General features: G+C 31.7%; 12 protein-coding genes and 1 pseudogene. 6 read left to right on the top strand and 7 right to left on the bottom strand.

Going from position 1 to position 16,169, the window contains the following annotated elements:
* Nucleotides 1-8: 8 nt before the first annotated feature.
* The 3 genes from mmsB to chvE all read right to left on the bottom strand — a co-directional run bounded on the left by mmsB (nt 9) and on the right by chvE (nt 4,054).
* Complete coding sequence (gene mmsB, locus C1I91_RS09720; RefSeq protein ID WP_128212699.1) at nt 9-1,175, bottom strand: multiple monosaccharide ABC transporter permease; 1,167 nt, start codon at nt 1,173-1,175, stop codon at nt 9-11.
* Nucleotides 1,168-2,730 carry a multiple monosaccharide ABC transporter ATP-binding protein gene (gene mmsA, locus C1I91_RS09715; RefSeq protein WP_128212698.1) on the bottom strand — a complete coding sequence of 521 codons (1,563 nt, stop codon included), beginning with the start codon at nt 2,728-2,730 and terminating at the stop codon, nt 1,168-1,170. The genes mmsB and mmsA overlap by 8 nt, the downstream gene beginning before the upstream one ends.
* A 235-nt stretch (nt 2,731-2,965) precedes the next feature.
* Nucleotides 2,966-4,054: a multiple monosaccharide ABC transporter substrate-binding protein gene (gene chvE / locus C1I91_RS09710; protein ID WP_128212697.1), complete on the bottom strand. Its 1,089-nt coding sequence runs from the start codon at nt 4,052-4,054 to the stop codon at nt 2,966-2,968.
* A gap of 177 nt (nt 4,055-4,231) precedes the next feature.
* Here chvE and C1I91_RS09705 point away from each other — a divergent pair, with 177 nt between their 5' ends.
* From C1I91_RS09705 to C1I91_RS09680, 6 genes are all read left to right on the top strand, one after another.
* Nucleotides 4,232-5,674, top strand: coding sequence for a DDE-type integrase/transposase/recombinase (locus tag C1I91_RS09705; protein ID WP_128212696.1), 1,443 nt, complete (start codon nt 4,232-4,234; stop codon nt 5,672-5,674).
* A gap of 575 nt (nt 5,675-6,249) precedes the next feature.
* Entirely contained in the window at nt 6,250-7,044 is a 795-nt protein-coding gene (locus tag C1I91_RS09700; protein WP_128212695.1) for a DeoR/GlpR family DNA-binding transcription regulator, read from the top strand.
* Nucleotides 7,045-8,550: a sugar ABC transporter ATP-binding protein gene (locus C1I91_RS09695; RefSeq protein ID WP_128212694.1), complete on the top strand. Its 1,506-nt coding sequence runs from the start codon at nt 7,045-7,047 to the stop codon at nt 8,548-8,550.
* A 103-nt stretch (nt 8,551-8,653) separates the two neighbouring features.
* A complete protein-coding gene (locus C1I91_RS09690) occupies nt 8,654-9,598 on the top strand; it encodes an ABC transporter permease (RefSeq protein WP_205694299.1) in 945 nt (314 codons plus the stop codon).
* Nucleotides 9,599-9,614: 16 nt separating this feature from the next.
* The gene (locus C1I91_RS09685; RefSeq protein ID WP_128212692.1) at nt 9,615-10,589 is read left to right on the top strand and encodes a substrate-binding domain-containing protein; all 975 of its coding nucleotides are present in this window, start codon (nt 9,615-9,617) and stop codon (nt 10,587-10,589) included.
* Between the two features lie 304 nt (nt 10,590-10,893).
* Entirely contained in the window at nt 10,894-13,119 is a 2,226-nt protein-coding gene (locus C1I91_RS09680) for a sensor domain-containing diguanylate cyclase (RefSeq protein WP_128212691.1), read from the top strand.
* Between the two features lie 141 nt (nt 13,120-13,260).
* Here C1I91_RS09680 and C1I91_RS29585 read toward each other — a convergent pair.
* From C1I91_RS29585 to C1I91_RS09665, 4 genes and pseudogenes are all read right to left on the bottom strand, one after another.
* Nucleotides 13,261-13,362, bottom strand: a pseudogene (locus C1I91_RS29585) (YebC/PmpR family DNA-binding transcriptional regulator); the annotation flags it as partial.
* 227 nt (nt 13,363-13,589) lie between these two features.
* On the bottom strand, nt 13,590-14,036 hold the full coding sequence (locus C1I91_RS09675; protein WP_128212690.1) for an Imm26 family immunity protein: 447 nt from the start codon (nt 14,034-14,036) through the stop codon (nt 13,590-13,592).
* 231 nt (nt 14,037-14,267) lie between these two features.
* Nucleotides 14,268-14,762 (bottom strand): recombinase family protein, encoded by a 495-nt coding sequence (locus C1I91_RS09670; protein WP_338032604.1) that lies wholly within the window; start codon nt 14,760-14,762, stop codon nt 14,268-14,270.
* Nucleotides 14,763-15,133: 371 nt separating this feature from the next.
* Complete coding sequence (locus C1I91_RS09665; protein WP_128212688.1) at nt 15,134-15,829, bottom strand: flavodoxin family protein; 696 nt, start codon at nt 15,827-15,829, stop codon at nt 15,134-15,136.
* Between the last annotated feature and the right edge of the window lie 340 nt (nt 15,830-16,169).

Below are 16,169 nucleotides of genomic sequence, written 5' to 3'. Positions count from 1 at the left end.
CTCTTTAATTATTTGCCACTTTTTGATTTTGTATATATATCAAAAGCAACTGCAAGTAGTAATACCATACCTTTTATGGCTTGTTGCCAATCAATACCTAAACCTACAAGGGACATACCGTTATTCATTACTCCCATAACTAAACCACCAATAATTGCTCCTATTATAGTTCCTACTCCACCACTAGCGGAAGCTCCTCCTATATAACAAGCTGCGATGGCATCAAGCTCAAATCCATTACCTGCCTTAGGTGTACCAGCATTAAGTCTTGCTGCAAAAACTAGACCAGATAAAGCTGCTAAAACTCCCATGTTTATAAATACCCAGAAAGTAACCTTCTTAGTCTTAATACCAGATAAGGCAGCAGCTTTTTCATTTCCTCCAACTGCGTATATTCTTCTTCCTATTATAGTTTTACTTGTAATGAAAGTATATCCGGCAATAAGTATAAATAATAACACAAGAACATTTGGAAGTCCTCTATACTCAGCAAGTACTATTGTGAAGGCATTCACAGCCAATAACACAACTACTATTTTTGCTACAAAAACCCCTATAGATTCTTGTGCAAAGCCGTATTTTTGTTGAGTTTGTTTCTTCTTTATTTGACTTATAATATATATTATCGAACCTATTATTCCTATTAAAACAGTGGTTATATGAATTCCTTTACCATGAAAGAAATCTGGGATAAAACCTGATGCTATCTTTTGAAAACCTGTAGGGAAAGGCCCTATAGATTGTCCCTTTAGCGTTATCATCGTTAATCCTCTAAAGATAAGCATACTAGCCAAGGTTACTATAAAGGATGGTATCTTGACATATGAAACCCAAAAACCTTGAAATGCTCCAATAAGAGCACCAACTACTAAACTTATTACTATAGCTAAAACAAAAGGCATCTTATTAGTAACCATAAAAATTGCAGCTAGAGCTCCTATGAAGGCAGCTACTGATCCGACAGACAAGTCTACATTAAAGTCAACTATTACCAAAAGCATTCCAATAGCTAGTACCAATATATAACTATTCTGTAATATCAAATTAGTAACATTTAAAGGTTTTAGCAATGAACCTCCGGTCAAAATCTGAAAAAGAATTATTATAGATATTAATGCTATTATCATTCCGTATTGTCTGATATTATTTTTAAATATTTTCTTTATATTATCCATTTTCCTTCCCCCTATGATTATTAACTATATATTTCATAATCTTTTCTTGAGTGGCATCCTTACCATCTAACTCTCCTACTAACCTTCCTTCGTTCATTACGTATATTCTGTCACACATACCTAATACTTCAGGAAGCTCTGAAGAAATCAAAAGTACTCCTTTTCCCTCTTCAACTAACTTATTTATTATTGTATAAATTTCATATTTAGCTCCTACATCTATACCTCTAGTAGGCTCATCCAATATAAGGAGATCAGGATCTGTAAAAATCCATTTACTAAGTACTACCTTTTGCTGGTTTCCTCCACTTAGGTTTCCTGTAGCTTGAAAGACATTTGGCGATTTTATGTTCATCTTATTTCTAAAATCTTCTGCAACTAAGATTTCTTCATTTTCATTTACAACTAGATTTTTAGTAATCTTTTTTAAGTTAGCCATTGAAATATTTTTCTTAATATCATCCATTAATATAAGTCCTGCACTCTTTCTATCCTCAGTAACGTAAGCTATACCACTTTCAATAGCTTTGCTTACATTGTTTAGATGCAGCTCTTTCCCATCTTTTATAACCTTCCCGCTTATTTTCTTACCATAGGATTTTCCAAAGACACTCATGGCAAACTCTGTTCTACCTGCTCCCATAAGTCCTGCTATTCCAACAACTTCACCTTTTCTTATGTTAAGATTTACATTGTCGATTATTTTTCTATCTTCCTGTAGAGGGTGATATACCTCCCAGTTCTTAACTTCAAAAAACACTTCTCCGATTTTTACATTATCTCGTTTTGGGAAACGATCAGTAAGGTCTCTTCCAACCATACCCTTTATAATTCTGTCTTCACTTATTTTTTCATCTCCAACATCTATTGTTTCTATGGTTGCTCCATCTCTTAAAATTGTGATTGAATCCGCCACCTTAGAAACCTCATTTAATTTGTGAGATATCAATATGCATGAGATTCCTTTATTCTTTAACTCCACCATAAGGTTGAGTAAGTTTTCACTATCATCTTCATTTAAAGCAGCTGTAGGTTCATCTAAAATAAGAAGTCTTACATTTTTAGATAAAGCCTTTGCTATTTCTACTAACTGCTGTTTACCTACCCCAAGATTTATAATAGGGGTCTCTGGGTCTTCATCTAACCCTACAGATTTTAAAAGTACAGAGGTTGATAATCTAGTCTGCGTCCAGTCAATAACTCCACGATTTAAAGGTTTATTTTTACTCAGCTCATTTCCTAAATATATGTTCTCGGCTATAGATAGATATGGAATCAAAGCAAGCTCTTGATGTATGATAACAATTCCAAGCTTTTCACTTTCTTTGATACTTGCAAAACTACATACCTTTCCATCAAAAAGAATATCTCCTTCATATGTTCCATGGGGATAAACTCCACTTAAAACCTTCATCAAAGTAGACTTACCAGCCCCATTTTCCCCTACTAAAGAATGAATCTCTCCTTTTTTAACTTTTAAATTAACGTTATTTAGAGCTTTTACACCTGGAAAGGTCTTAACAATATTTTTCATCTCTAAAAGAACTTCCGACATCTTTAATCATCTCCTTGTTTTAGTAAAGTTTGAGATGTAATTTTATAAAGATGTACCAATTGGTACTGAAATCTACACTTCTCCCAAGAGCAAAATAGATTGCATAATCGTTTTCAAACTCAACTGGTACATCTTTAAATAAAACACTTCAATTTAAATTCTTCGTTTCAAACTAAATGTCGAAGATTTTGATTATTAATTACATGTGTTAATTAATAAACTCTAACTAATTCTACTATTTAAGTTTATCCTCACTATAGTAACCACTGTCTACTAATTCCTTCTTGTAGTTATCCTTATCCACATTTACCGGAACACATAGGAAGGATGGAACTACTTTATTACCATTGTTATATGTCTTTTCATCATTAACCTCTACTTTTTCTCCCTTTATCATTTGATCTGCCATCTTTGCTGCTTGCTTAGCCAGTATTCTGGTATCCTTAAATATTGTTTCAGTTTGGTCACCAGCAATTATAGATTTTACTGAAGCTAATTCTGCATCTTGTCCTGTAACTAAAGGCATCTTCTTATCGCCTTTACCATATCCAACACCCTTTAATGATGAAATTATACCCATTGAAATTCCGTCAAATGGTGATAAAACTACATCTACCTTATCTGTTGCATAATACTTACTTAAAAGATTATCCATTCTTGATTGAGCTGTCGCTCCATCCCATCTCAAAATAGCCATCTGATCAAATTTAGTCTGTCCACTCTTTACTACTAATTTACCTTTATCTATATATGGTTTTAGTACAGACATAGCTCCATCAAAGAAATAATAAGCATTATTATCATCTGGTGAACCAGCAAATAGTTCTATGTTAAAAGGACCTTTTCCATCTTTTAAGCCTAATTTCTCTTCTATATATTGACCTTGTAGAACTCCTACCTTAAAGTTATCAAAACTTACATAGTAATCCACATTGGAAGTCTTCTTTATTAATCTGTCATAGGATATAACTGGAATATTAGCGTCTTTAGCCTTTTGAAGTACATCTGATAAAGCTTCTCCATCTATTGAAGCTACAACTAGAAGATTAGCTCCTTTGGTAATCATGTTTTCAATTTGAGAAACCTGATTTTCTACAACGTCTTCTGCGTATTGAAGATCAGTATCATATCCTAACTTTTTAAGCTCTGACACCATGTTGTTTCCATCATCAATCCATCTTTGAGAAGACTTTGTAGGCATTGCTATACCTATTTTCTTTTTTGTAGCAGAAGCAGCAACGCTATCTCCTGTCTTACTTGTACCGCAAGCTGTCATAGTGAACATCATTGCAGCCGTTAATAAACCCACCAATAACTTTTTCATAAAAATACCCCTTTCAATAAATAGATAGTGTAAAGTTATTTACACCACTTTTAAAATTTATTCTTTATATATCAAGGGTTACAGAGTTTTTCGTAATAAAAAAACAATGACCCCCTAAATTCATGTTATAATTGAAGCGCTTATCCAACAAAAATCACATGAAAGGGTGTCATCGTCTTGGCTTCAATTATAACTTATTTACTTTTATATAATCAATATCTAATAAAAATTATTTATCAACTAACCATCTTCATTTCAAAACATATTCCTTTAAATCAATGGGCATTTGAAGATTCAAAAAGCCCAGAATATCAAAAATTTAAAGTTGATAATTTGCCTAAAATCATTCGCTTTGAAAAAGTTGATTATAAGCTTTTATTAGCTTATTATCAGCACAAATACAAGAAGCAAGTGAAACCCGTCCAAAGACGTTCCGGTATAACTATCTCAGATAAAATTGTTTGCCCAAAATGTGGAGCACCTCACCATTTTATCTACGATAACAACGGTAATAGAGGACAGTTCCAATGCAAGGTTTGTGGCCTAAATTTCAATGAAAGTAATTACGCAACTAAACCTTTAGTTCTTATATGTCCTTATTGTGGTAAGACTCTCACTCAAAAGAAAGATAGAAAGCATTTTCGTATTCATAAATGTACAAACCCTAAATGTTCTTATTATCTAGATGGTCTCAAGATACTTCCAAGTAACATAGAAGAATCCGAGAAGCATCAATATAAACTTCATTATATTTACAGAGAATTCACCATAAATTTCTTTAAGATGGATTTGCGTGCACTTCCAAAACGTGCTGTCAATTTTAATTTCAAGAAGTTCAATCCCCACATTATGGGACTGTGTTTGACTTATCATGTTAACCTCAAGTTATCAACTCGCCAGACCGCTCACGCGTTAGCGGAAGTGCACGGTATAAAAATATCTCACACCATGGTTGCTAATTATGCTTTAACTGCTGCCGCTGTAATAAAGCCTTTTGTTGATACTTTTGACTACAAACCTTCCAATATCCTTTCTGCTGATGAAACTTACATCAAAGTAAAAGGGATTAAACATTATGTGTGGATTGTCATGGATGCTTGTAAAAAATCAATTCTTGGTTATCAAGTATCTGATACAAGAGCAGTAGGTCCATGCATACTAGCAATGAGAATGGCTTTTGACAAGTTTAAGATATTCCCTGGCAAGCTACTAAAGTTCATTGCTGATGGTTATAGTGCTTATCCTTTAGCTAAACAGCAATTTGAGTTAGAAGAAAATAAAGACTTTAACATTACTCAAGTAATTGGACTTACCAATGACGATGCTGTTTCTGAAGAATTTCGTTGGGTAAAACAAGTTGTTGAGCGATTAAACCGCACTTTCAAGTCATCATACCGTGTTACTTGCGGTTACGGAAGTCAAGACGGCGCCCTTTACGGAGTTTCTCTTTGGGTCGCATACTACAACTTCTTAAGACCTCATCCTTATAATTACTGGCGTCCTTTAAACGAAATTGATCCTATAAGCATTGCTGATAATATGCCAGCAAAATGGCAAATTCTTATCAGTCTCGGTCAACAAGCAATTATTGAAATGCAAGAAAAAGCTAAAACCTCGTGATAACCTCCAAAAGTCTATATTGTATTTTTTTCCTCCGTCACCCGAAGGCTTTTTTTGCATACCATAAATCTGAAAAACGTAACCTTCTAAATACTATTTTTCCATAAATATCTACCAAGGGCTTGCCAATCGATTTTTAAGTTTTTTTCATAGGATACTTTACACTATCAATAAATAAATATTTTGATCTCCGATTATACAATCTACATATACTCGAAGATTTTTAAACACAAATGAACACAAACGAATACTTATAAAAATTATATAATCATTAACGTTTCCATGTTTACGTTTACTATCGATTACAACTTTATATTATCACCATTTTTTTACTAATGCAATACTATTTTTTATTTTTATTTTCGTTTATGTTCAATTTGTTTCGTTATATTTAGTTTTAACTTTGATACAAGTACTTATTTTTACTTGTTTTCATTATTAAATCTACTTAGAAATTAATGCGAATGAATAATTTTATTTTTATTTTCGTTTATGTTTTTTCCTTTTCTTTATTGTACATAATTACACTATAATATATAATTTTCTATATACTTACCGAATTTTTGGAGGATAATATGTTCGCAGCAGAAAGACTAAGAATCATAAAAAGTATTTTATTAGATAAGAAGCATATAAATGTAACAAGCCTTAGTAGTATGCTAAATGTTACTGAAGTGACCATAAGAAGAGATCTTGAAAAACTGGAGTCAGAAGGCTTCCTTTCCAGAACTCATGGTGGTGCAATACTCAACGAAACTGCTTCTGAAGAAAATATAGAAATCTCCCCATCGAGCTATGACCCGTTAATGAATGAAAGAGAAGAAATAAGCAATATAGCTTCTCATATGATAGAAGATAATGATGTTATAATGCTAAGTCCTGGTCTTACCAACTTACATATAGCAAAAAAAATCTTAACCAAAAAGAACGTCACCGTGCTTACTAATGACCTCAACATTGCATATGAGTTAAACTCCAATCCTTCTATCAAAGTTATAATTCCAGGCGGGGACTTGGACTCATCATCAATGACCTTAAATGGTAAATTAACAGAAGAAAACCTAAGAAGGTTTTACGTTTCTAAGACTTTTATAGAGGTTGATGGAGTATCTACAGACAGGGGCTATACTATTCAAGGCATGGATAAAGCTTCTGTGATAAAAGAAATGCTCCAGATAACAAAAGAAATCATAATAGTATGCACTTATAATTGTTTTGACGATATAGCTTTCTACCAGATTGGTTCATCTTTGGATATTGCACATAAGATAATTACAAACCCTAATATACCAGATAACTATAAAAATTATTTTTTTGATAATAATATAAAGCTATTTACAGCATTTAATTCTTATGAAGGTGGAATGTAGATGAATGACTTGGTATTGGAATTATTTAATGTTTCCAAAAAATTTTCAGATTACTTTTCATTAAAAAATATATCTTTAAAACTTTATTCTGGAGAGGTTCTAGTTCTTTTAGGTCAAAACGGCTCAGGCAAATCCTCCTTGATGAATACAATCATAGGCATTAACCCCTTAGATTCAGGTTCAATTTTTATTGAATCAAAAAAAGTATCCATAAATAATCCCAGAGAAGCTAAGGATTATGGAATTGAAATGATTCACCAAGACACCTATCTATTTGAGCATTTTTCCGTAGCAGAAAATATATTTATAGGTAGCCTTCCTTATAAAAGTAAGCACCTAAAATTAATAGATAAAGGAAAACTTTATAAGCAATGTATAAGCCTATTTAAAAAATTCAATATCAATATAGATTGTAAAAAAATCGTATCTGAACTAGACCTGGCTGAAAAACAAATAGTGGCTATATGCAAAGCTTATATATCAAAAGCTAGGTTAATTATAATGGATGAACCCACTTCTTCCCTAACAGAAATGGAGTGTAAATTTCTCTTCGATATGATAAGTGAATTAAAAAAATCCGGGGTAGCAATCATATATATAACTCATAATCTTGAAAACATAAAGAACATTGGAGATCAAATAATTGTAATTAGAGATGGTGAGTTAGTGGGAAATCAAAGTATTGCTAACTATAATATAGACGAGCTATTGCATATGATGTCTGGTCTAGAACTGAGAAAACGATATCCAAAGCTAGATATGAAGTTAGGAAAAGAAGTTTTCAGAGTTACCAATTTAAATTATAAAAACTTCGCAAAAGATATATCCTTTTCACTAAGAGAGAAAGAAATCTTAGGAATAGTAGGGTTAGCAGGCTCTGGTAAGAGTAACATGATAAAGTGTTTATTTGGAGCAAATAAGATGGACTCCGGTCATATATTTATTAATAATAAAGAAATTTCTCTAAGTTCTACTTCTAATGCTGTTAAAGCTGGCATAGGATATATCCCTCAGGACAGGGTAAGCGAAGGACTATTTAATAATATTTCCATATGCAACAATATATCTTCTGCAAGCTTGGATAAGGTTACAAATAAACATATTATAGACGGAAAGATTGAAAAAGAGCTTACTAATAATTATTCTAAACGAGTAAACATAAAATCATTTTCAATCGATGATAAGGTAAATTATTTAAGCGGCGGTAACCAACAGAAAACCTTATTCTCTAAATGGATTATGTGCAAATCAAAAGTTTTAATAATGGACGAGCCAACTAGAAGCATAGATATTCCATCTAAGGTTGATATTTATAATATCATGAATGAACTAGTATCAAAAAATGTTTCTATAATACTTATTTCTTCCGATATCAACGAACTTATAGGAATGTGCGACAGAATCTTAGTTATATATGAAGGCAGACTTGTGGCTAATATTGAAAGAAATGTAGCCACCCAAGAAAGAATAATGTACTATTGCACTGGTAGTTTTGATGAAAAATAGTCAAACACTTTAATTAAGAGAGGAGCAAATCATGAATTCTACAAAATCAACTAAATCTAGATTCGAAACTTTTGAAAACCTTTTCTTGCGACTTATTTCAAAATTGAAAACTGTTAGAGAAGGTACTGTTATGATATCAATCATCGTAAGTTCTACTTTTTTGGCTATTGTCTCCCCCCATTTTTTGACTGAAAAAAATATTTTTTCTACAGCTATAGGACTTTCTTCTGACGGCATAATTACAATAGGCATTACTTTAGTGCTTATATCCGGAGGTATAGACTTTTCCCTTGGTTCTATTATGTCTCTATCCTCAATTACCACTGCAGTACTATTTAAGTCTGGCCTTAATATCTGGCTTGCCTGTATCATAGGACTTGCTGTTGGATTACTCTGTGGTCTACTTAACGGTTTCTTTATAGGTAAAGTTGGACTAAGCCCTTTTATAACAACTATAGCTGTAATGGGAATAGTTCGCGGTTTAGCCTATGTTATCACAGAAGGTTCTCCAATATCAATATTTAATGCCCCTGCTTCCTTCTTTAAAATAGGACAAGGTATATTTTTTAATATTCCAATAGTTGTTCTGTTATTCGTAGCACTTACTATCATTTTCGATTTTGTAGCAAAAAAGTCTGACCTTCTTAGAAAGATCTTCTATACAGGAAGCAACGAAAACGCAGCTATACTTACTGGTATAAACACAGCTAAAGTAAAAATAAGCGTTTATCTATTAGCAGCCTTTTTAGCAAGCTTTGCTGGAATAATCAATATGGCTAGATTTTCAGTAGCAACACCATCTGTTGGTTTAGGTGCTGATGTTAGTATGCGGGGTATTTCAGCTGCAGTAATAGGTGGTGCAAGCTTAAGCGGTGGTGAGGGAACCATTCTCGGAGGAGTATTAGGCGTTATCTTGCTTAACATAATAAATAATGGTCTTATTCTACTAAACGTCCCTGTATACTGGCAAGATTTTATAAACGGTATTATATTGTTGATTGCAGTTACTTTTGACTTCTTCTCCCACAAGAGAAAATTGAACAGGTAAAAGGATGGTTTAGAATATGAAAAGAGCTTTATTATCTTTAGTTCTATGTATAACCCTTATTTCAACTTTCACTTTTATTATTCATAAAAATCAAACTAAAAAAGAACAGCAAACCAAGGATTTTTACATGATTACCTTTCTCTCAGGAATAGAGTATTGGAAAGGTGCCTACCAAGGCTTTTCTGAGAAAGGTAAGTCTTTAGGTGTCAACACTCACTACACAGGAAGCATCCAGTATGATATAAATCAAGAAGTTACAATTTTAGAACAAGTTCTTTCAAAAAAGCCTGCAGGAATTGCAATTTCTTGTGCCAATCCAAATGCCTTCTCAAATTCCATAAATAAAGCAATTTCTATGGGAATACCTATAGTAACCTTTGATGCTGACTCACCATCTAGTAATAGGTTCTCATATTTGGCTACAGGCAATGAAAAAGCTGGAGCCATTGCTGCAGAAACCTTAGCAAATCTTATGGAGCCAACTGGCGGAGAGATTGCAATAATGACCTTGCCCGAGCAAGAAAATCATGAACAACGGTTACAAGGATTTATTAATAAGATAAAAAGAAACTACAATAATATTAAAATTGTTCAAATAGGCAATTGCAAAGGCGATAGCATAGAATCTGCAAAGCTAGTTTCTAGCTTTCTTCAAATTCATCCAAATATAAGAGGAATTTTTTGCTCTGATGCTAACAGTGGAGTTGGAGCTGCAACAGCTGTTACTGAAGCCAAACTTCAAGGTAAGGTAAAAATAGTTGGTTTTGATACAGACCAAGGTACTCTTGGAGCCATAAAAACCGGTGTAATTAATGCAACTATAGCACAAAACACCTACAAAATGGGTTCTACTGCAATGGATTTTTTATACGATTTAAGCGACCCAAACTTTATCAAGTCCAAGGACAAAGTATATGATATTCCGTACTTTGTAGATACTGGCGTAACTGTTATAACAGATAAAAATGTAGATAAGTATCTACATAATTAAAAACCGAGGTGTTCTAAATAATATCTAAACTGATAGTTCTATGAATTGCTAATAGAGCTATCAGTTTATTTTTTCCTGTGTATCTGTCCTTTGATTCTACATATTTTTTTACTATATTCACAATACTAATATAATATGCACACTACTTTGTTACATTTTTTTATGATAATAATGAATTATATTAAATTTTGAAGATTTCATGATTAAAATTTAATATATTAGTATAAATTTATTGGATTCAATGTAGATTTATGGTATATTTATAAATAAAATTATAAGTTTTTCAATTTAATGGGGAGTTCTTATGGATAAAGAAACTAATATAAATGAAATAGACATGCTTCTTTCAAAAATAAATGAAATCAGATACGTTAGCCCTGAGAAGACTATTGAACTTTCGCTTAACACTCTAGAAAGGTCTAAGGTATTAAATTATGAATTAGGTATAGCTGCCTCTAAACATATGCTAGCTAGCGCTTATTATAACATTGGCAATTATGAAGAAGCTATAGACCTAATCTTCGACTCTCTTAACTATTTTATTAAAGAGAATATATACGATCTTCAATGGAGTTCATACAATCTACTAGGCAATTCCTTTAGCGAACTTGGTGATTACGAAAGAGGTATGGACTTTTATAATAGTGCCGAAGAAGCAGCATATCTAATAGATTCTGGTAAGAAGTTTGATAAAAATTCAACCAAGGAAAAATGTATAGTTCGTACACTAAATAATACCGCAGAAAACTATAAGTTACTTAAAGCTTATGATGAATCCCTAGAGTACTGTACTAGAGCTTATAATATAGATGAAAATTATGACTTCCAATTATCTAAAGGTGTTGCAGTATTAAGTTTAGGTGAATTATATTATCTGCTGGAAGAATATGATAAATCTAAACTTCTATCCTTTATTGCCTTAGAATGCTTTAAAAAATATAATTATCCTTTAGGCGAGCCAGAATGTTATAAGCTTCTTGCACTCAGCTATTGGAAGAAGAAAAACTTTGAAATGGCTGACAAATATTTTAATATTACAATTAACAGCACTTTAAAAGAACGGTCGCCATATAATGAGATTGATATTTACATAAGTTATTATAATTATCTTAAGGATAGAAATAAACTAGATGAAGCTCTAGCTTCATTACATAAAGCCTACGATTTATCAGTTAAGAATAATTTTGTAGAGAAAATTTCTGAGATAGCTTCTATTCTATCAACCTTCTATGCAGAAAAGAAAGATTACGAAACTGCTTTTAAGTATTTTAATATGCACCTAGAGAACGAGAGAATAAATGCATCTTTTTTAAACAAACACAGAATAAACAACTTAAATATCAGTAAAAAGATCAAAAAGATAGAAATCGAAAAGAAGGAAATAATCGATAAAAATGAAAACTTAAGAATGCAATCTGAATCCTTAAAGCTATTAGTAGATAAGCTATCAATTATAAGTGAATTAGGTCAAAAAATAACCTCCAACTTAGATTTAGATTCTATTGTTGGCATACTTTATTCAAGTATAATGAACTTTATGGATTTGACTTACTTAAGCGTAGGTCTTTATGATGAAGAAAATTCTGTGGTTAATTATCTAGATGTAATAGACAATGGAGATAAAACCAAAAGACCAAGTACAAATGTTGGTGACTACTCAAATTTCACAAGCATATGCATAAAGAGTGAAGATTTTATAATTATAAATGATATGAGTAATGAGTACTCCAAATATATAGATACAGAAACCTATATGGCTGTTGCTGATCAAAATAACTATGAGCTTCAATCCATAATATTTTGTCCACTTAAGGTAAACACAAAAATCATAGGAGTAATGTCTATACAAAGCAAGGAGAAAAATGCATTTACAGCTTATCATATAGAAATGATTAAATCACTTTCTTCCTATGCTGCCATAGCTATAAACAACGCCATAAAGTCAAAGCAATTAGAGATGGAAATAGAAAAAACTCATAAGGTTCAATTTGAACTAAAAAAACTAAACGAAAAATTACTTTTTCTTTCAGAAAATGACAGTATGACTAAAATTCCAAACAGAAGAAAACTAGATAAGTTTCTAGATAACATTTGGAAAAAGCATCTTAAGGAAAAAAAGGTTATGTCTTTTATTATTTTTGATATAGATAACTTTAAAGAATATAATGACAACTATGGTCATACTGCTGGTGATGACTGCATCATAAAAATAGCAGATATACTTTCTAGTGTTAATGATGAAACATATTTCCCTGCAAGATATGGAGGAGATGAATTCGTAGTAGTTCTACCAGAATCCCCATTAAACAGAGCTGTGTCATTCTGTGAAAACTTAAGAAACAAAGTAGCTCTAGCACATATACCACACAAGTACTCTAAAGTATCTGACAGAGTAACTTTATCCATAGGAATAACTTCAGTTATTCCTAATGAAGACACAACAATTAATGACTTTATAAAAAAGGCAGATGATGCTCTTTACCTAGCGAAAAAGAGAGGTAAAAATCAGATAGCTACTTTTATAAACTAAGTTTTGATAATCATGTTTATGTTTGAATTACTTAGAACTAGTAATCAATCACTCTCTTAAGCAAAGAATGCTCTTAAAAGTTTAACCGCTAAACTTTTAAGAGCATTATAATTTTTTAATCTATTATTTCTATCCTTCCCATCATTCAGGGAACTCAGCATTGTGATAAACATTTTGAACATCATCATCTATGAATATAAAATTTAAGTAATTCCAATATTTAAAAGTAGTATTTTCCTTTATTCAGCTTATACAATTACCATTACAGAAATTAATCATTTTCCATAATGCAGTGACAGTATACCATAACATAAAAAGATTTGGAAAAACCTACATTATGGTATACGTTCATGAAAATAAACTATAATTATAGATTATGTTAAAACAACACTATTGATTTTTTCAATAACTTTAAAAAAGGCATACACAAGGATTTTTTAATTCGCTATATATGAAGAATGTTCATTACATTATCTAAAGTTATTTTCATTATCTATGAGTTTCAGAATGCCTCCCCATTTATCATCGCCCATAATTCTGTCAATTATATGATTTGTATGCCATGCTGCTGTCGCTTCTAAACCTATACAATTTTCTTTACAGGAAGAATATATTTCTCCCTTATGATAAATTTGATACTTCCCACTTATTGCATCATATATATAGCTTGGAGGAGGCCACTCTAACTCTTCACTTTCAAAAGGAATATTCTTAATATATATTAAATCCTTGTTAATGTCAGTTTTATAAATTCCAACAATAAACTGATATTCTTCATTTACTGGCAAATCATTAATATCAGTTCCGATATGACTATAAATCGCAATACCTGCGTCCTTCATTAGCCTTCCGAAAGCAAATTTTCCGTTTGATAAAGGTATTCCATATAGGTTTCCCACCTTAATTCTTTTAGACATTGTATTCACCTCAAATAATTAGTCATGCTTCACATTTTATTAAAATTACGCACTAATCACATTATATAGCGTTTGGTTAATATTGCATATAAATAGTATACATTTCAATACTTTCCTTAAACTAACAATTGTATTAACACTTTAAAGTGGGCTTCATTTACCTCTTATACTCAGTTACTAAGTAAGTTTTGATGAATAGGATAACTACAAATAACAAAAGGAACTACAAACCTATTGTTCATAGTCCTTCACCAATTTATAGAATGTATTCCGTTCAAGTCCAAGCAACCCCATAGCATTATTGCCAGTAATTTTTCTAGTCTTGCATTGGTTATAAACATCTTCCCAGTTAGACTGATAGCCTATTTCCTTTCTACCCTTGTATTTACCGTCAGACTTAGCAAATGCTATGCCTTCCCTTTGTCTTTCTAAAATGTTCATACGTTCAAACTCATTTATAGCACCTATCATAGTCAACATTAGTTTACCAGTTGGTGTAGAGGTTTTAATATTCTCCTTGTTACTGACTAGATTAATACCCTTATCTTGAAGAAATTCAATCAAGTTTAACAAGTCCTTGGTGCTTCTAGCAAGTCTACTAAAATCATGTATGTACATTGTATCTCCTTCTCTAGCAAGTTCTAACATAGCTTGTAACTGTGGTCTATTGGTGTCTTTAGCACTTACTTTCTCCTTAAACCACTTTTCAATATTGAGTTTAGCCAATGCTTCAATTTTTTATCTTTCCGTATCTTTAGTAGGAGTTCTTTCCTTTATAAGTTCCTTTGCATAGAATTTACTCTAAGAAGAGTAATTATTTACGCTATTGGAAAGATGGATAACTAAAACAAAATGCCTTACTATCATTTATTTTAGAAGTAAGGCTATTTTTATAATATATATATCTTAAAGCTGTTTATAAACATATCCGGAACTAATGACGTATTGCCTTTCCTGAAATCTAGTTCTATAAAAGAGTAGAAACTGAAAAACAAATTAACTTCATCCTCTGAAGAGCCTTATCATTATGTGGCAATGTAATAAGGATGTGAATCAGCCATAATGTACCATTATACTTATTAAGTTCATCAAATTTCTTAAAATGGTCTCTTATTAAAAAAACCATTTTCTTTCCAATACTCATATGGATATTTGCCTATACCAACATATTTTCTTAATATAAACTTTGACATGTGATACATGAAAATCGTAGAAATGTATGGGTATTCTTGCCTGGCATGATAAAATATATTTGCAGTTCTGCGTATCTTTTTTTCAAATCTCTTTTGTTTTGGTTGCGACATTTTATCCCATCTATCAATGAACATCCTAAACCCAAGTGAGTAAACACGATTGATACCCCAATTCTTAAGATACTTCTTAATTGGTTTTATCGCTGCAATAGAACCTGCACCTGTCGTAATGATAAATGCTTTCTTTTTAAACAACTCGACCCTGGGTGCAACATTCATAGTCAAAAAATCCAGATGGTCCAATAAGTTTTTCATACAAGATGACATGCTGCAAGCACCAAAATGCGGAGTTGCAAATATCAGTGCATCAGAATTAATTATATTATTCAAAATTGGAGTTACATATTGAGAATGAGGACATCTTTCATTAGAGTTGCCAAGACAAAGTTGACACCCTGTGCAAAACTCTGGCATGGCTTCAGGTAGAAAAAACTCTGTGTATTGAACATCTCTGTATTTAGTCAACTCATCTAAAAATATTTTTGTAGCCTTATAGGTATTACCCTTGCGGGGACTCCCGTGAAACACTGCAATCTTCATTATATCTCTCCTATTAAACAACAAATTGCCGACAAACAGTGCAAAAATAACTTTCGCAATTGCCAACAATTGTACATTGATTTTATTATACATCACATAATTGCATAATTACAATCACTTCCAAATTAATTGTATTCTGTAAACTCTTATAACAATTCTTTTACAATATGCCCCGCCTTGGCTATTCATTTTGTTATTTTAATTAGAGAGGTTTTTAAACACCTCTCTAATTAAAGTATGGACTTGAGTAAAATGGATTTAACAAAAGAAAATCAATGCCATAGGTATTTATTATTAGTTAGCTTAAAAAAGTTGAAGCAATCAAATAAAAATTCCTTCA

The sequence above is a fragment of the Clostridium manihotivorum genome (genome assembly GCF_004015185.1).
Classification (GTDB): Bacteria; Bacillota; Clostridia; order Clostridiales; family Clostridiaceae; genus Clostridium_AR; species Clostridium_AR manihotivorum.
The sequence above is the reverse complement of the archived record's forward strand: the minus strand, read 5'-3'. Positions and strand labels throughout refer to the sequence as shown.